Source organism: Nitrosovibrio sp. Nv6, assembly GCF_900110495.1.
Taxonomy (GTDB): Bacteria; Pseudomonadota; Gammaproteobacteria; order Burkholderiales; family Nitrosomonadaceae; genus Nitrosospira.
Genome location: NZ_FODX01000001.1, coordinates 535,079 through 552,875 on the forward strand (window position 1 = coordinate 535,079; position 17,797 = coordinate 552,875).

A 17,797-nucleotide genomic window follows, 5' to 3' on the forward strand; every position below is an offset into this window, starting at 1 on the left:
ATTTTTTTCCATTTCTCGTTTCCGGATTTCCTGATTTCGCTTTATGCCGTCCCACTCCTTGTCAGACCCGCTACTGAGAATTTTATCTTGAGCGAAAAAGTTCGTATGTGGGCTGTCACACTATAAAAGGCTAATGACAGGAGATGGGTAAAGCTACATCATCCAGTTCACGCGTTCTGCGCGTCCGCCGTTAAAGCGGTTGAATAGTTGCGCAAATGTAACAGTTGCCAGAAGCTAACCATAAGAGGAGCGAGCGAAGGAGAAAAGAAGCGATTACCCGGCATGAATGAATAGCGGTAACCATTGCTCGTGACTTCCTTTAATCTTTCTCTGTCAAAAGCCCCTTAATTCAGCCTAGCTTAAGACAAGAAATAAACAAGGAGATTTGGCTTACCCGGTTCACGTATACTCCTTTAAAGCTTGTTGAGCAGAAGGGAACGTGAGAGGTGGAACAGCAGATGGTGCTACGCGGAAAATCCGGTGCAGAGTTTGAATCCCCCGAGGCGGCAAGGCCGACAGCACAGACTCAGGTGTAATCCGAGGGACGATATACGGGCATTTCGTGGCAAATGCCAAGACTGCAGGAAAGCCGCTAGTCCCATGAATTCAGGAGAAAGCGGGCCTCAATCATGATTCGCTCGACCTCGGGTTTAGGGTTTAAGTTAAGGGATAGATTAGGCATCCATTTTTCAGGAAGAAAGAAGATACTGAATCCTCTATCCAAAAGGATGATTTTGAGGAAAGTATGGGAGCAGCACACCCCAGGATTGCAATTTCAAGGCAATTTCAAGGCTTTTCCGCTTCGAACAGTATGGCTTGCATCGGATAGCGCGTGGGATTTGAGCCATATTCTCTTGTCAGCGCTTCCGCCAGCACCTCGACTATCTTCTCGGGGTCCACTCCACCGCGCTCTCTTATTTCCTCGATGAGCGGACTGAACACCAACCCGCGCGCGAAGGCCGACACGTCCAGAATATCGTATTCCCACGGCTGTACTGAAATGGCAATCCGCTCAAAGCCCGAGCGAATAAGCGTTTCTTTGATAGGGTCGATTTCGAAACAGGAAACGGGGTCCTCAAGGAACCTGGGCGGGTTCGACGGAAAGAACTGCTTCATCACCTCGAAAGTCAGGCTGGCAAAGGGGTTGTAGCGCCGCGAGTCCCAAACGCTGAACAGGTATCGCCCTCCGCGCCTAAGCGTCCGGTGCACCTGGCGAAACCCAGCGTCTTTATCGAAGAACATCACTCCGAACTGGCAAACCACCGCATCGAACGCCTCATTGTCGAAAGGCAGCGCCGTAGCGTCGGCGATCTGGAACGTGACCTGCTCGTGGGGAAGAAACTTTGTGTGCGCGACGTCCATCATGGAATCGCTGATGTCGATCGCAGTCAGCAGCGCGTCCTTGGGGAGTACATTGCGCAATTGTCGGCTGACGATTCCCGTGCCTGCCGCGATTTCAAGCACGTGGCGGACAAGTCCTTTCGTTGCGCGTCGTGCGATATCGACGGCATAGTGCTCGAAAAGCACAGGTCCGAGATCACGATCATAAGCGATGGCGACATCGCCAACATAACCGGCCATTTGATATTCTCCAGTAAATGCAACTAATAAAGGACAAAAATTAAACGGGCTTAATCGCGCGTTTCAGCGATTGTGAACGTTCCGCCCGCTGTGAATCAGTTGCAGGCGCGAAACGCCTGCTTCTGTCTGGAATCCGCAGTCATCAAATTGGGAATCCCATTAAAAAACGCAGGTTTCCCCATCCTCGGGTACCAATACCCGTTGCGTCATACCTTTTTCGCTGATGAACTCTCGCAGTTCTTTTCTCGACAGCATGGCGTGGTTCACGGATTCCATGTGGCTTGCAATAATGGTTGCCCCGGGAGCCGCCTTATAAACCTCGTAAACATCCTCTTTATCCATGATGATTGGCTCATAGCCCAGGACTTGGGCGTCTCCACTGTTCAGGACAACAACATCGGGCTCGTATTTCTTCAGATTTTCTTCGACTCCCTCATACCAGACCGTGTCCCCGGCGATATAGAAAGTTTTTTCATCGGGATGCTTGAATACGATACCGGATACATGCCCCAATAGCTCCGCAAATTCCTCAACAGTTTTTGCTCCGCCATGCCGACCAGGGGTTTTGATGAACGTGATGCCATCAAAAACAGTGCTCTCCCCAAGAGCGCGAACATCGCCGAATCCTTGCGCCTGTATTTCTGCCGCATCTTTCTCATTCTGGGTAAAGATCAGCATGTCCTTGGGCACCAGCTTTATGGCTGCATCGTCCCAGTGATCCGCATGAGTATGGGTAACGATGACAGCATCAACATCAAGAATCTCGTCCATGGGAACAGGCAGATCGACCAGGGGATTGGGTATGTGGCTATTGATGGTTCCGTCGAATCCCGGAAATCCGCCTTTCTCTGCCAGCATGGGATCAACCAGAAATCTTTTTCCGGCATACTCGATAATGATGGTTGCATTTCGTAGTTGTTGAAATTTCATGAGAAATAGCTCCTTTATTAAATAAATTGGATAATCAAAGCTTTCTAAGGATATGAAAAAAAACTGCACCTAAAATCAGAAGGAGCATGGGCCAGAGTTGAGCGATACCTTCGTACCATTGCGTTCCCACCGTGATGGGGATTTCCAGCGTGAAATCGGCCTGCTTCTCATCTTTCCCCGATAGATAAAGCCTGTATTCTCCGGTTTCGCCGATACTCAAAACCTGCGTAATGATGCCGGATTCGTAGGTTTTTGGAGGAACCGCCAGCAGCGTTTTCGATGGCGCACCGCCATCCATTTTTGCCAGCGTCATGGCCAGCGGCCATTCACGCGTGGATTCGGGGTAAAGAAGATCAATCGTGACATCCAGTGTTCCGGGACCGGGTATTTTTCCGCACAAGACAGGAACGGACATCGCACTGGTTGCATTCTCGGGGATTGCATAATCTCCGGGAATGAAATAACCCGAATAGCCAACTACCACGGATTCGGACTCTATAGTGCACGTGCCGCCGCGAAAGCCCTTCGGATAGGTGTTTGACAGATCCCCCTGGGAGCTCACGTGAAATTGCAGGCCAATCGCGGCGATAACTACGAGGGACCCGGCCGCGACCAGGAAACGTCGCATGCCTGTCGATAAATTTGCCCAGATGCTGTCCATTGACTTCTCCTGTAAAAATTCTGACTAAGCCGATTCCATGGCGGCAGCCGTGGCAGATGATACGGAGCCTTCCGGGAGTGAGGGGGAACATTCCATGCACCGCAAAATATCCTCGGCAGTAAGCCGTGCAATATGGGCGGCCTGGCTGTTTTGGGTGACCATGGCAGTCACGATCGCGCCCTCGATGATCAGGCCCAGTTTCTGGGTGACGATATCCGGATCCTTGGCCCCGCTTTCCCCAACCAGTGCCCCGAGCCGGCTAATTATCTGGTCCCGATAGGTGACGGCTACATCCTTTACCCAGGCGCTATCCTTTTCATGTTCCGCCACGGCGTTGATGAATACGCAGCCGAAGAAGTCTTCTTTCTCGAACCATTTCTCCAGCAGATCGAACAGCGCCAGGATGCGTTCCCTGGCGGAGCACTCCAGACCCGGCAGATCCAGGTCGAACCAGTGAAACCACATGTTCGCTTCCGTATCGAACACCGCCTTGAGCAGATTTTCTTTCGAGCCGTAGTGCGTGTAGAGGCTGGCGCGCGCCACGCCTGCTTCCTCAAGAATCCGTGTAATGCCGGTCGCATGGATGCCCGCCCGGCAGAACAAGCGGCGCGCGGCCAAAAGCAGCTTTTCCTCGGTCGATTTGCGAGTTGCTTTCATCAACCTATTCCTCCGCGATCTGCAGTGATTGATGCGGGTTTGCTTGGCCGGCGGCGCTACGCGCCGTCAATTGTTTCCCGATTTTTGTTGCGATCCTGCCCGCGTCCAGGCGAATTTCACGCAGATAGCCGCTTAAGGGAACAAAGTGGCCTATGATGTAAAGCCGCGGGGCATCCGGGAATTCATGGTCCCCCTGGGCCACAGGCCTGTCATCCCCGGTGATAATACCGGGAACCTGGATCAGTTTGGTGAGACCGGTGCGAAAACCTGTCCCGGCAACAATCGCATCCACGTTCAATGCAGCTTCCTCCGGATATTCGTGCGGTTTCGCTTCGATGGAATTGAAGGCATGCACGGTCTGTCCTTCGATTTTTTTGATCTGACCAACCACCCGGATACGCCCCGCGCGGATATTTTCCGCAAAAGGGTCATAGACAATCGGCACGACCTGGCTCCTGGCAAACTGCTGCGATACCGGGGATGCGGGAAAAGGAAGGCCGTAGGGTGTCAGGTCGCCGATGAACAGCCGACGCAGGGCATGCAGGAGGCCATCCACCCAGGCTACCGGCAGGGGGCGAATCGCAACGCCGATTCCGGCCAGCGGAATGCCAAATACACTTTTGGGAAGAATATGGGGCAGCGTCCTGACAGAGAGAGTCACCGTTTTTGCGTATTCAGCGAGCCTGCTTGCAATTTCAGCAGCGGAATTGCCGCTGCCGACAACCAGCACATCCTTTCCCGCATAGGTTTTGGCATTCTTGAATTTCGAGGAATGGATAATTTCTCCAGGAAATGTTTCCATGCCTTCCCATTTAGGGATGACGGGAGTGCACGCGCATCCCGTCGCGACAACCACGGCGCGTGATTCGAACGTTTCCCCATCCTGGCTGGAGATCGCCCAGGTGTCGCGTTGACGGTCATACTCGACTTTCTCGATATTAATTCCGGTTCGGACCCTGAATCCTCCTCGTTCGGGAAATGTTTCGAGGACACGCACCACTTCATCACGCGAAGGCCAGCCGCCGGCCGAGCGGGGAAATGGATTTCCCGGGAGTTGTGAAAAGAAGCGCCCCGTATTCAGGCGCACGCCGTCATAATGATTGCGCCAGACGTCCCCCACCGCGGCTGTTTTCTCCAATACCAGTGGATCGAGGCCGATTCTTTTCAGTTCATATGCTGCCGACAATCCCGCCGGACCAGCGCCGATTACTGCGACATCATGCATGCCCGTCATCTCCATGCCCCCTATCATGTGTTATGAAAGCTCAGCCGCCAGTTCAGCCTGCTTGCAACTGATCTCAACATCAAGCGGAACCGGGCGGATGATCGTGTCCGGAATGGGTGCGGTTTTCAGCAGTCTGTCCAGAATTCCCTTCACTTTGTCTGGCGAGGCGTCGGTCTGGATATCCACCGCTATCCTGATGCTCTCAAACCCCGGATTGGCGGCTTCAAGGCCAAAGGCGGCGCGGAAATTCACGCGGCCGGAAACATCGAGCCGCAGCGATTTCACAGCGACGCCGGCAGCCGATAATCCGCCAATATAGGTGGCGACAAGGCAACCGCCGATTGCGCTGAGCAGCATGTCCTCCGGCGTGACGCCGTCTCCGCTGCCGCCGTATTGCTCGGGTTCATCGCCGATGACTTCCTGACCATCCATAGCACAGGATATTGTGCGATACCCGTTTTTCCAGACAATGGTCGACTCGTACCGGGGGTTGGCGAAAGGTCCATCTGCATCCGCCTCGATAAGATCCTTCGTTGCCCGCAATTTGTCGACGTCAATTCCATTCACGCATTTCATCGTCATCGTTACCTCCATATCATCACAAGAAAATGCTGATGCCACTTATATTCCGGTATATTGTTAAAGAGGGCATCAACAATAGACCGATCAGTCTATTTTTATTCTACGCCCGGAATAAAGACATTACAAGAGGAATGGATATGAATTTTTGAAGAGGGGAATCCCCTATGAGGAGAGAGCTGTCAAATAGAAGAAGAGAATGAGTACCTCATTTGGAAAATGAAGGTATAGGCACTTTCGCTTAATAAGAGGGCGGAAAAGAAATCCGTCCCTTACCCAGGGTTTCGGTTCAGCCGCTGATCCCTGTTACAACCGCTATGGCCTTGATCCCCATTCCAGTCGCCACGGCCGCCGCAAGAATGGCAAAGCCTTTTTGCAATCCTGGACCCGTGAAGTGGTCGGTGAATCTGCCCGCAACCAGCATGGCCGTCACCGCGCCCGCTGCGAAGGGCAGCGCTATCGTCCAGTTCATGCTCCCGGCCAGCACTGCAGAAAAAGCACCAGCGGCGGACACCAGCGCCACGACCGCGAGGGACGTGGGCACGATGGCCCGCATGTGAAGAAGGGTGGCCTTCTGGAGTGCGGGCACAATGATGAAGCCACCTCCCACTCCAAGCAGGCCGGAGAGAAAGCCGGCAGCAATCCCGGATAAGGCAAGCGATCTCGCGCAGTGAGCATCCCAGACAAGACGCCCGCTGAAATCGTCGAGTTGGCACGGCGTGGCTGGCAAGGATGCATTTGCTGCCTTCACAGGATGATTTCCAGACGGTCTGAACATTCTGATGGCGATATAACCGAGCACTGCCGCAAATAGGAGTCTCAAGGCTGCGTCGGGTATCTGGCGGGCGATGTATATTCCCAGCGGCGAGGCCAACGTGCCAGTAAAAGCGATGAAGCCAGCCGCCCGGTACCTTACCTTTCCCTCCTTCAATGCTAGCAGCGCGCCGATGGCAGCCGAAACACTGACGGCGAGCAGCGCAATGGGTGCCGCCTCCGTCACTAGCAATTGCAAGCCAAAAACGAGCAGCGGAACAGCGATTATGGCGCCCCCCGCCCCTGTCAGCCCGAGTATCACGCCGACCAAGGCGCCAAAAAATGCGGCGACTATTGAAACTGTCACAGTACTCGGGTGGTGCTGCCAGGGCGCGCAAACCACTCACGGCCCTTCAGGAAACCGTGCCAGTAAAACCACGGCAGGAACTTCGCCTTGAGCAGCCAGGCCAGGTAACGCGGAACCGTCGGATCGAGCGGGAAAGTTGGAAGCAGTTTGCCACCAAACCCGAACTCGGCAAGAATGACCTTGCCCTTTTCCACAATAAGTGGACAGGAGCCGTATCCATCGTAACGGGTCGGCAATTCCTTTTCTTCCTTTGCCGCGAGTAGATTCTCCGCTACCACAACTATTTGCTTCCTTACCGCTGCGGCGGTCTTTGCGTTAGGTGAAGAGCACACGTCTCCCAAGGAGAATATATTGGGATAGCGAGAATGTTGAAGCGTTTCCGGGTTGACTTCGCACCATCCCGCCGAATCCGCGAGCGGACTGCGGCGAATAAAATCGGGTGCCATTTGAGGTGGCGTAACGTGTAGCATGTCAAAAGGCTTTGCCACACGCTCTACGTTGCCTTTCTCATCCTTGATATCAAAATACGCTGTCCTGTTGACGCCATCGACCCTTACCAGATTCGAGTCAAACATGAGGTTTATGTTGTAACGTCTCACATATTCCATCAGTGGTGGCACGAAAGCGGCCACGCCGAAAAGCACGGAGCCGGCAGCGTTGAATTCGACTTCAATATCATCCAGGCCCCCTTTGCCCAGCCAATGGTCGCAGGAAAGATACATCGCTTTTTGCGGCGCACCGGCGCATTTGATGGGGAGGGGAGGCTGAGTGAAAAGCGCCTTCCCGCGTTTGAGGTCCTGGGTCAACGCCCATGTATAGGAGGCCAGATCGAATCGATAATTTGATGTAACTCCGTTCTTTCCCAAGGTGTCTTCCAACCCCTCGACCTGCTCCCATGCGAGGCGCAAGCCCGGACACACCACCAGTTGCCTGTAGCCAATAGAACGGCCGTCCGTCAGGTGAACAAGATTGGAGTCCGGATCAAAACCGCTCGCGGCAGTCTGAATCCAGGTGGACCCTGGGGGAATGACACTGGCCATGGGCTGCACGGTTTTTGAAATGTCATACGCGCCTCCTCCCACGAGTGTCCAGGCTGGTTGATAATAGTGCCTGTCACAGGGTTCGACGATCGCTGTACGCAGAGAAGGCTGACGTCGAAGCAGGCTGGCGGTGATGCCTATGCCTGCCGTGCCTCCTCCGATCACGACGACATCAAAGTCTCCACCCCTGCTGAGTGCCGCGTCCATCGGAGCCGCGGGTGTGTCGTTGTTCCAGGTCCGCTCGTTCATCGTTTCGTCCTCCTTCTTTCAATTCAATTGCTTTTGCTCCGCCCGGCGCCCGCGCTCATTGTTTTCAGCGTCTCAGATCACGTTCAGTGGTATTTTCAGGTACGACATCCCGTTATCTTCGGGAGGAGGCATTTGCCCGGCGCGCACGTTTACCTGAATGGACGGAAGCAGGAGATTGGGCATGTCGAGCGTGGCGTCCCGCGCTTGCCGCATGGCCACGTATCGGTCTTCGTCGATACCATCGTGTACATGGATGTTATGAGCGCGCTGCTCGGCCACGGTAGTCTCCCAACGGATAGGGCGACCTGCCGGAGCATAATCATGGCAAATGAAGAGACGCGTTTCCGCTGGATAGGCAAGAAGCCTGCGTATCGACCCGAACAGACGCCGGGCGTCCCCTCCAGGAAAGTCAGCACGCGCAGTACCGAGATCGGGCATGAACAGCGTATCGCCCACAAAGATTGCATCGTCGATCTGATAGGACAGGTCCGCCGGGGTGTGGCCGGGTGTCAAGATCGCGGTTGCCGTCAGCTTCCCAATGCCGAATGTTTCACCGTCGGCGAACAGATAATCGAAGTGATTGCCATCCGGCGTAAAGTCCGATCCCAGATTGAAAATCTTCTTGAAAGTCTCCTGCACGGCAGGAATTTCTTTCCCGATAGCTGTTTTGCCGCCCAGCTTCTTCTTGAGATAGTCGGCGGAGGTCAGATGATCGGCGTGCGCATGCGTTTCGAGGATCCATTCCGTCTTCAGTCGTTTTTCGCTGATGAAGGCGATTATCCTGTCTGCTGATGCCATATGTGTCCTGCCTGATTTCGAGTCGTAATCCAGCACGGGATCGATAACCGCGCAACTGCCTCCAGCCTCGTCGCAAATAACGTAGCTCAGCGTCCATGTGGCCGGGTCGAAGAATGCCTCAATATTGGGTTTCATCTGCGGTCTACCTTCTAGCCAGGCGCGAGTTAAACGTTCCCACATCCGCAGCCTGGTCCGTGCAGATGTTTTGCCAGTTCGGCTTTTGGCTGAAGCGAACGCATTGCGTGGTCCCGGCCTCGCGCCATTTCCCCATGCATGGCAGGAACAGAAAGAATCAATTTTTCTGTCGAGCTTCCGCATGCCAAACAATCCGGATTAGGCGCGTGGATCGAATGGCGTACTTCAAATTGAAGTTTGCACTCTGTACACATGTAGTCATAAGTTGGCATTTAGAATTCCTATATCCATTAAAACCACGTTAAGACGTGACACCCGGCATGACAAGTGGTCACGTTTCCAGTTTTTTCTCTTGAACTTAGCTCCAGCGAAGTGGTTGCTTCCCTTGGATCCCGAATTGAGCTGAGGTCACATCGGTCCGGACTCGTTTTTCAGCGTCTCGGGTCGGCGCTCTCAACCGACGTGTCTCGACTTCCCAAACCCAACCGCTGATGACCACATCCTTGGGGATGAGAGGATGATTTTTAAATGCTTCTATTGTCCTCATGCAGGTTTCATCCACGTCATCCATCATTCCGATCCACTTTGCAAAAGCACCGTTCTCCAGCTTCAATTCGGGCAATGTGGGATCCATTGGAATCTTGTCGGTATCGATCCCTTTATCGCGTAACATTTTCTCCAGCTCAGTTGCATTTGCAGACAGCATGCCGCATTGCGTATGCTGCACAATGACAATTTCCCTGGTGCCAAAAAAATGGCAAGTCAGCATTGCCGAGCGAATTGCATCGTCTGTGACAATTCCCCCGGCATTGCGGAAGCAATGTGCATCTCCACCGCCTGCAGGGGTATCTACATGGATACCGAGCGCTTCATCTACCGGCAGACGTTCGTCCATACAGGCAAGCACCCACAATTTCCGGTTATTATGTCCATCCGGTCCATGACGGCGACGTTGGGCCCAGAAATCATATGCTGCGGCGCGTGTGTCTAGTTCCTCTTTAAGAGTTTTCAACTTTGAATCTCCTCGTTAACAGGCTGCAATTTAAAATCCCTAACGTGATCTACTTTTTTAAGTACTAGAGGGGTTTCGCAACGGGTATTTAGCCCGCAAATCTCCGTGCAATAAAATTAAATGCAAATACCATGCCAGAAGAGGAAATAAATATTTCCTCGCAATTTCAATAAATTAGTTTTTTATTTCTTGCCATATTAGTGAAACCGTGCTTCAATCAGTGAAGCTCAACTTCACATTCGGTCCACATCCATGAACAACAATCCTCTTTCTGAGTTAACACCGGATTTTTTTCTTCAAACCTTTATTCTTGAGCTAATGCATGCCAGCGAACAACAGGGACAAAAACATTGCGAACAGTTGATTGAGCATATAGCCAAAACTGCAGGATGCTTTTTTGAAGAAACTTATCGAGAAAATACTCATAAAAATGAACAGCTCGATAATGAAAGCTACACCGAACTCATACTCGGCATAAAAAACAATATCGGTGGTAAATTTTCACTGGTTTCCAGTAATCAGGACTGTATTACAGTTACCAATTCCCGCTGTCCTTTTGGCGAACAAGTCACCAACTTTCCCGAATTATGCAGGATGACTTCCAGCGTATTTGGGGGTATCGCCGCCAGAAACTTTGGCTATGCCAAAGTTGACATCAAAAAAAGCATAGCCCGCAAGGATGGCAAATGTGATGTATGTATTTACACCAATCCACAGGCAGCAAAAGGGCAGCGTGGAATGGAATATACCGATACAACGCCAGTCAAGGAAATTAACGATACCAGGGAATTGCAGTGTCGAATTGAAACAAGCATGCAAAGGCTGTGGCAGAAACAGAATAAAAAAATATCAGAAAAACATCAGCCCCCTGCCATCATCGCAAAATCGCCAATGATGCAGAAAATACTGCAATCAATCGAGGTTATTGCACCCACTTTGGCAACGGTTCTGATTCAGGGTCAAACAGGTGCAGGTAAAGAGCTGATAGCACGTGCCATACATGCGATGAGTGATCGCTCCCATAAACCATTCATCGCCATTAATTGCGGCGCGATTCCAGAAAGCCTGATCGAAAGCAGCTTGTTTGGGCATGAAAAAGGCGCTTTTACAGGAGCCATAGAAGTACACCAAGGCTATTTCGAGCGAGCCGAAGGCGGTACTTTGTTTCTGGATGAAGTCGATTCATTGTCGCCGGCAGCACAAACCAGATTGCTTCGTGTGATCCAGGAAGGAGAATTGGAGAGAGTTGGCGGTAAACAAACATTAGCGGTTGATGTAAGAATCATCTCAGCAACAAATCAGAACCTGGAAGATCTTGTTAAACAGGATCGGTTCCGCAATGACCTCTACTATCGCATCAATGTAGTTCGTTTAAGTATTCCTCCCTTGGCCGAACGGCCAGAAGATTTGCCTTACCTTGTCCATTTGATCATTCAGCGCTTGAATAAACGGTATAACAAACAGGTCGAATCAGTAAGCCGTGAAGTCATGAAGAAAATCCGGGGTTATCATTGGCCCGGCAATGTTCGCGAATTGGAAAACATCCTTGAACGCAACATCTTGTTTGTCAGTGGCAAGGAAATGACTGAATTGGATTTAGAGTTCCCAGCTAAAACCAAAAGTATGGGTGAATGGAAAGACGAAAAAGAACACGCTCTTACCAAAATAGAAAAATCATTCCTTGAGACAGCTCTGAAACAACATTACGGAAATGTAAAGAGAGTCTCTGAAAACATGGGAATCACATCACGTGCGGTTTATTCCAAGCTAAAAAAACACAAAATCAATCTGGCAGATTTTCGGGTCTCTTGATCGAAAACCTGAATATACAAACAGTTAGTTAGCACTAGGCATTGCAAGCCGGCTTTCCTGTTCGTAAGCCCGCCTTTTAGCTTCAAACACCCCTGTTTTTCGCGCTTGAACAGAACTCCTGGCGTTCCTAACAAAAGAGATTTTCGCACTTCAGGCTTTGAGAAAACGGGACGCAAGGCATGGCCCGAAAGCGCTAGTAGACGCTTGAGCTTTTTATTGACGCTAAATTCGGACTTCTGCCCTCTTGCGCCGTACCATCCACCCAACCAAACCCAAGCCCACGAGTATCAAGGCATAGGTTTCAGGTTCGGGAACAACGCCCATGGCAATGACTTGTCCATTGTTATTGATGCCAAGGGCATGGGTTAGAATCGTTCTCTCGGGCAGGTCTGCGAACAAGTTGAGATTGATCATGCCCATCCCATCGGGACCGGTGATGAAGGCATGCCAATCTCCTGTGGCAGTCATGGAAGTACCTACCACTTGCCCCGCCTCATTAATGTCATAAGCATAGCTCCGACTGCCGCCTAACGTACCGAGGTCTCTCATCCCCATCCCATCAGGGTCAGTGATGAAGGCGTGGGTGGTGCCTTCAGCCGTGTAAGACACTCCTACCACCTGCCCGGCATCGTTGATGCCTTGAGCAGAGCTAATGACGCCCCGAGCAGAGCTGATATCACCGCCTAAAATGCCAGGGTCTTTCATACCCACCCCATCGGGACCTGTGATGAAGGCGTGGTAAGTACCCACCCCAGCCTCGCCAAGCCGCCACTCCCCCACCACCTGCCCAGTATTGTTGATATCTTCAGGTGAGCTGTGCTCACCACCCAAAGTGCCAAGGTACCTCATGCCCATCCCGCCGGGACCGGTGATGAAGGCATGGTACTCCCCTATGGTCGTTCTAGACGCTCCTGCCACCTGTCCCGCCTCATTGATTTTGGTAGCATGGCTGTAACCAGTGCCAAGGGCCCTCATACCGGCTCCGTCGGGACCGGTGATGAAGGCATGGGTCGGTTCTGTGGCCGTGTCAGCCCATCCTACTACCTGCCCTGCATTGTTGATGCCAAGAGCATAGCTGTAGTCGCCGCCTGAAAAAGTGCCAAGGTCTCTCATGCCGTCACCATTAGGGCCGGTGATGTAAGCGTGAGAATCTCCTTGCATTGTTGTGGAGAAGCCTACTACCTGCCCCGCATCGTTGATGTCCGACGCCCCCGTCCTGCCATCACCGCCTAACGTGCCAAGAGGGGTTACGGCCTTGGTGTTGAGGTCCACGAGGTATGAATGTCGTTGGGCATTTGCATGATTAACAAGGCCAAGGTCGCTAATCAGGGCTGCGGCGAGGATAAAACTGCGGATGTTGAAGCAATGGCTGAGTGTCATCGTATCTCCTTCGGCAAGGTGGCGTTTAACATCCATTGCTTCAAAGTAGGTGATGGAATCTAAGCTGTCAAAGACAAATTCCATATCTGTAGTCCTTTTCGCGTATCAGGCTTTGAAAAAACGCTCCTGGTATTACACTGACGAGACATCGATAAGCCAAAGAATATCGTCGGCATGAGCCCGAAAGCCAGCCAGCATGCCCGGAGGTGGCGGCCCTGGCAGCATTGAAGGAGCAGCGCCAGCAGTTGCAGCGGCAAGCCCAGGAGATGGCCGATCAAGGTATCAAACAGCATGTGGCAACCGAGCCGGGGCCAGATTTATGCGGACGCCCTATCACGGTTTCAAGGTGGCCTATAACGACGCCCAGTAGCAGTCGATGCCAGGGACAAGCTGATTGTGGCATTCGATCTGACCAATGAAGGCAATGATTCCAGACAGCTGCATCCGATGGCAGCTATGGGCAAAAAGGAACTGGTAATGGCGTGACAGTTGTGGCAGATTTCAGCTATTCAAATTGGGAGCAAGGCAGCCAATGCGAGCAAAGCGGCATTACGGCCATTGTGCCTGGCTAAGGACAGTCAACAAGCGCGGCAAGGGGTCCAGCCGCGATGAGTTCGCCTATGATGCAAAAACAGACGGCTGGCGCTGCCCTGCCGGCGCAATCCTGACCCGATCCAGCTGCGCAGAAGGCGCAAGTGCTATTCGAAACAACTGCCGAAGTCCTGAAAGGCCTTCAAACAGCCTTCTCCCATTACGAGGAAGGCAAGGAGCCGGGAATGCGGCAATAGCTTGTTTTCCGGTTTGGCCAGAGCCTCAATATTTCCTGAGATTCTGTCCTTAGGATAGAGACAGGCCAGCACCCGCCATCGCGCTCAGCAAAACAACCTTCCATGGTGAAACTTTGCAGACAGTCAGCAGGATGAATGCCACGAACGCTACTGCAAAGTCCGGAGGAATAAGTATGGCGCTGGTCCACACCGGGTCATAGAGTGCAGCCGCCAGGATGCCAACGACTGCCGAATTAGCGCCTGCCATCGCTGCCTGAACCCCGCTTCTTTTACGGAGGTCATCCCAAAATGGCAGGACACCTGCCAGCAGCAACATTCCGGGCAAAAATATCGCGATCAGGCAGATAACTGCCCCCAGGATTCCGTTGGGCTCGGGTGAGACAACAGCACCGAGATAGGCAGCAAAGGTAAACAGAGGCCCCGGCACGGCCTGGGCCGCACCATACCCTGCCAGGAAACTATCCGCATCGATCCAGCCAGTCTCGACCACGCTTGCTTCCAATAGTGGCAGAACCACGTGACCGCCGCCAAATACCAGAGCACCCGCCCGATAGAATGCCTCGAACAATGCAACGGCTTGCGAGGAAGATGTCAGGGCAATAAGCGGTAAGGCGATGAGCAGAACGAAAAAGATCAACGATACAAGCAATGCCTTCGATTTGGAAAGCCGTATATTTAAGTGACCGGCATCTGTTATCGGCAAGTTTTTACAAAGCCACAGTCCAGCAATGGCGCCGGAGATGATTGCACTCATTTGTCCGAGCGCTCCGGGTAAAAAGACCACTATCAGTACTGCGCCGGCAGCAATGCTGGCGCGCGCTCGATCCGGGCAAAGATTGCGCGCCATGCCGCAGACAGCCTGTGCAACGACAGCCACGGCAACAAGCTTCAGGCCATGAATCAAGCCGTGGCCGAGCAGCCCTTCAAAGGCAGAGGCGCTGTAGGCAAAGACCAGCAACAGCAACGCGGAAGGCAGTGTAAAGGCAGTCAAGGCGATCAGGGCACCCACAAACCCACCCCTTGACAGCCCTAGCGCAAAGCCTACCTGGCTACTGGCAGGCCCCGGCAGAAACTGGCATAACGCAACGAGATCGGCATAGCCCGATTCACTTATCCATCGGCGCCGAGTGACCAGCTCATCCCGAAAATATCCCAGGTGGGCTATCGGTCCTCCGAAAGATGTGAGCCCCAGTTTTAGAAAGGCGTGCAGGATCTCGCCCCAATGCTGGTGCTCAGGAGAGCCCGTGTCAGAAGTTTCTTGCATACTGGAACCTTTTTATTTCCATATAAGGAGACCCGGCATAAGCTACCTTACAATCCATATCATGGAATCCCGGCAGCATAGGAGGAAACATCGCATATCTGCAATGCAGCGCAAACAATAGCAGGACGAAAACGTCCAGGATCAGGAAAATGGTCATACGCCTTTGGCTGGCATATATTACTCAAATGAGCTATAATGTATGCTCAAATGGAGTGATGATATGACTATCAATATTGAGAAACCACAGGCAGGGGTAAAGATACTGAAACGGGTGCTGAAACGTCCCCGCGCCGGGGTTACCGTTACGAATGTCGTTGAAACGAAAAAACCCGTGAGCGTGACCAATTTTTCCGGCGTATACCAGCTGGGACCTATGGAGCGCATCGAGATCATCAAAAAGGGCGTACCGGCCGGTGAAGTCGCGAAGATTGCCAAGACCATCGGGAGACCCAAGGAACGCCTTTTCAAAGTGCTGGGCCTGCCTCGAGCCACGGTTGACCGCCGGGCGCGGTCAAAGCAGCAGCTGTCGCCCGACCAGGGTGAACGGGTGCTTGGGTTTTCAAAGCTGGTCGGACAAGTTCAGGTGATGGTCGAACAATCTGGAGATCCAAGCGGCTTCGACGCCGCCAGATGGGTTGCCGACTGGCTGGACAGGCCGGCGCCGGCCCTTGGCGGCCGGTGCCCTGCCGAGTATATGGATACCGCGGAGGGTCAGGAGCTTGTGTCCGGCCTGATCGCCAAGATCCAAAGCGGTGCCTACGCTTGACGGTTCTGCTCTGGCGTATCGGAACCGATACCCCGGATTATGGTGCGGACGACATGAGTGGAGAAGGCGCTCGCCGCACAGGGGGAAGGTGGAATCGCCCTGGAACGCCGATGATCTATGCGAGCAGGTCCATTGCGCTGGCCTGCCTGGAGACGATTGTGCATCTGGCTGCAGGCGATTTGCCTCTCAATCGGTACCTGGTCTCTGTCGAGATACCTGACGACGTCTGGAAAACCGCAACGATCCTCGAACCGAAGGATCATGTGAGCTGGGACGCAATTCCGGCAGGCCTGACAAGTTTGCAGGCGGGAAATCAGTGGGCCACCGCCAGGATATCGGCACTCTTGCTAGCGCCATCCGTAATTGTGCCGGAAGAAAACAACGTCCTCATCAATCCGGCTCATCCTGCCGCTGCCCGGATCAAGGCGAAAAAGCTGCGGCGCTGGGCATACGATGCCCGGCTGAGATAACAGCAGACCAGGGACGTCCCGCCTCGAGCGACTTGAGGAGAAAGCAGGAGAAAGTGTTGAGTTTCCTGCCGGGCTTTCACTTCAGCTCACCAGTAGTCAAAGACTCCTTTTGAACCCGTTCCCGCCAACTCTCTATCCAGCCGGGCAGATTTTCAGCCAGCATGGGCCGGGAGACGAAAGCGCCTTGGGCGAGATCGCATCCAGTGCGGCGCAGAAGATCCCAATCATCGCGGTCCTCGACCCCTTCCGCCACCACCTCCATGCCTAATTGTCTTGCCAGAGACAGGCTGGCGTCATACATCGCCCGCAACGTCTCGTCCTTCCAGGCACGATGCACGAAGCCCTGGTCGATCTTGAGTTCGTCAAAGGGAATATCGCGCAACTGTGCGAGCGAAGAGTGCCCAGTGCCGAAATCATCGATGGAAAGGCGGAAGCGCTTCAAGCGCAGCCGGGTCAGAATCTCGAGCGGGGCGCGTGTATCCTGCATCAACCGGCTTTCCGTTACCTCCAGCACCACATTCTGCGGGGCTATGCCCACTTTAGCTGCAAGCTCGGCAACAAAATTCAGAAAATCCAGCGATGCCAGATTGTCCATTGAGACATTAACGGCGATTCGCAAGTCCAGGTGCGCTTGCTGCCACGCCTTGGCTTGTGTCACAGCTGCAGTGAATACAACTTGAGTCAGGGCATTGATCAGACCGGACGCTTCGGCCACGCTAATGAATTGATCGGGAAAGATGACGCCGTCCACCGGATGCTGCCATCGCACGAGCGTCTCGACGCCAACCACCTCGCCAGTGGCGACTGACACCTTGGGCTGGTAGTAGTTGACCAGTTCGCTCTTGGCCATGGCAGCCCGCAAATCATCCGCAACGTATACTTTCTTCGCTGACCCGGCAGCTTCGGCTGAAGGAGGCGCCCATTTCTCGAGCAGCGCGGATAACGCGTCCGGCTTGACCGGCTTATGCAGGTACCCAAGTATGGGGATTTTATGCGCTCGCACCAGCTTTTCGGTGGTTTGCAGTATACGCTCATCCTCGCCGCTGACCAGGATAAGGCTGCCCGCATAGTGCTGGTCGACCAGGTGCCGCACGAACTCAATCCCATCCATTTCCGGCATATTCAGATCCAGCAGGATCACATTCGGCGCATCCGCCTCGGCGACACGCTCGAGCGCAGCGCGCCCGTTATCGCAAAGCGTGACCGAGGTAAATCCCAGATTCGTCAGAATGCGGTTCAGCAGCTTGAGCATGAAGGATTCATCGTCCAGCACCAGAATCCTGACTGCGGATCGTTCGGTCATTTCATTTGTCTTTCAGTTATTGATCAA

The 17,797-nt window shown here is 53.2% G+C and carries 17 protein-coding genes; 3 read left to right on the top strand and 14 right to left on the bottom strand.

The features are described from left to right. Positions 1-786 precede the first annotated feature (786 nt). The 11 genes from BMX66_RS02615 to BMX66_RS02665 form a co-directional block, all read right to left on the bottom strand. Entirely contained in the window at positions 787-1,581 is a 795-nt protein-coding gene (locus BMX66_RS02615; RefSeq protein ID WP_090878089.1) for a class I SAM-dependent methyltransferase, read from the bottom strand. A 159-nt stretch (positions 1,582-1,740) separates the two neighbouring features. Then, positions 1,741-2,511, bottom strand: coding sequence for an MBL fold metallo-hydrolase (locus BMX66_RS02620; RefSeq protein ID WP_090878091.1), 771 nt, complete (start codon positions 2,509-2,511; stop codon positions 1,741-1,743). Between the two features lie 34 nt (positions 2,512-2,545). After that, on the bottom strand, positions 2,546-3,172 hold the full coding sequence (locus BMX66_RS02625; protein WP_090878094.1) for a hypothetical protein: 627 nt from the start codon (positions 3,170-3,172) through the stop codon (positions 2,546-2,548). A gap of 24 nt (positions 3,173-3,196) precedes the next feature. Continuing rightward, complete coding sequence (locus tag BMX66_RS02630) at positions 3,197-3,829, bottom strand: TetR/AcrR family transcriptional regulator (protein ID WP_090878096.1); 633 nt, start codon at positions 3,827-3,829, stop codon at positions 3,197-3,199. A gap of 4 nt (positions 3,830-3,833) precedes the next feature. Then, positions 3,834-5,054 (bottom strand): flavin-containing monooxygenase, encoded by a 1,221-nt coding sequence (locus tag BMX66_RS02635; protein WP_255398775.1) that lies wholly within the window; start codon positions 5,052-5,054, stop codon positions 3,834-3,836. 30 nt (positions 5,055-5,084) lie between these two features. Further along, a complete protein-coding gene (locus BMX66_RS02640; RefSeq protein ID WP_255398776.1) occupies positions 5,085-5,636 on the bottom strand; it encodes an OsmC family protein in 552 nt (183 codons plus the stop codon). 286 nt (positions 5,637-5,922) lie between these two features. After that, positions 5,923-6,753, bottom strand: a complete 831-nt coding sequence (locus BMX66_RS02645) for a sulfite exporter TauE/SafE family protein (protein ID WP_090878100.1) — start codon at positions 6,751-6,753, stop codon at positions 5,923-5,925. Further along, entirely contained in the window at positions 6,750-8,042 is a 1,293-nt protein-coding gene (locus BMX66_RS02650; protein WP_255398777.1) for an NAD(P)/FAD-dependent oxidoreductase, read from the bottom strand. The genes BMX66_RS02645 and BMX66_RS02650 overlap by 4 nt, the downstream gene beginning before the upstream one ends. A 72-nt stretch (positions 8,043-8,114) precedes the next feature. Continuing rightward, positions 8,115-8,975, bottom strand: coding sequence for an MBL fold metallo-hydrolase (locus BMX66_RS02655; RefSeq protein WP_090878103.1), 861 nt, complete (start codon positions 8,973-8,975; stop codon positions 8,115-8,117). Positions 8,976-9,004: 29 nt separating this feature from the next. Next, the gene (locus BMX66_RS02660; protein ID WP_090878105.1) at positions 9,005-9,247 is read right to left on the bottom strand and encodes an FmdB family zinc ribbon protein; all 243 of its coding nucleotides are present in this window, start codon (positions 9,245-9,247) and stop codon (positions 9,005-9,007) included. An 86-nt stretch (positions 9,248-9,333) separates the two neighbouring features. After that, positions 9,334-9,987: a beta-class carbonic anhydrase gene (locus BMX66_RS02665; protein WP_090878107.1), complete on the bottom strand. Its 654-nt coding sequence runs from the start codon at positions 9,985-9,987 to the stop codon at positions 9,334-9,336. Between the two features lie 252 nt (positions 9,988-10,239). Here BMX66_RS02665 and BMX66_RS02670 point away from each other — a divergent pair, with 252 nt between their 5' ends. Continuing rightward, on the top strand, positions 10,240-11,799 hold the full coding sequence (locus BMX66_RS02670) for a sigma 54-interacting transcriptional regulator (protein ID WP_090878109.1): 1,560 nt from the start codon (positions 10,240-10,242) through the stop codon (positions 11,797-11,799). Positions 11,800-12,021: 222 nt separating this feature from the next. On the opposite strand, the gene BMX66_RS02675 is transcribed toward BMX66_RS02670, so the two are convergent. Both BMX66_RS02675 and chrA read right to left on the bottom strand, forming a co-directional pair. Continuing rightward, positions 12,022-13,263, bottom strand: coding sequence for an HAF repeat-containing PEP-CTERM protein (locus tag BMX66_RS02675; protein ID WP_090878111.1), 1,242 nt, complete (start codon positions 13,261-13,263; stop codon positions 12,022-12,024). A 753-nt stretch (positions 13,264-14,016) separates the two neighbouring features. Continuing rightward, on the bottom strand, positions 14,017-15,231 hold the full coding sequence (gene chrA, locus BMX66_RS02680) for a chromate efflux transporter (RefSeq protein ID WP_090878113.1): 1,215 nt from the start codon (positions 15,229-15,231) through the stop codon (positions 14,017-14,019). Between the two features lie 220 nt (positions 15,232-15,451). Here chrA and BMX66_RS02685 point away from each other — a divergent pair, with 220 nt between their 5' ends. Next, positions 15,452-15,997: a type II RES/Xre toxin-antitoxin system antitoxin gene (locus tag BMX66_RS02685; RefSeq protein ID WP_090878115.1), complete on the top strand. Its 546-nt coding sequence runs from the start codon at positions 15,452-15,454 to the stop codon at positions 15,995-15,997. Further along, positions 15,994-16,467, top strand: coding sequence for an RES family NAD+ phosphorylase (locus BMX66_RS02690; protein WP_090878117.1), 474 nt, complete (start codon positions 15,994-15,996; stop codon positions 16,465-16,467). Before BMX66_RS02685 ends, BMX66_RS02690 begins: the two co-directional genes overlap by 4 nt. A 76-nt stretch (positions 16,468-16,543) precedes the next feature. On the opposite strand, the gene BMX66_RS02695 is transcribed toward BMX66_RS02690, so the two are convergent. Beyond that, positions 16,544-17,770 (bottom strand): EAL domain-containing response regulator, encoded by a 1,227-nt coding sequence (locus BMX66_RS02695; protein ID WP_090878119.1) that lies wholly within the window; start codon positions 17,768-17,770, stop codon positions 16,544-16,546. Between the last annotated feature and the right edge of the window lie 27 nt (positions 17,771-17,797).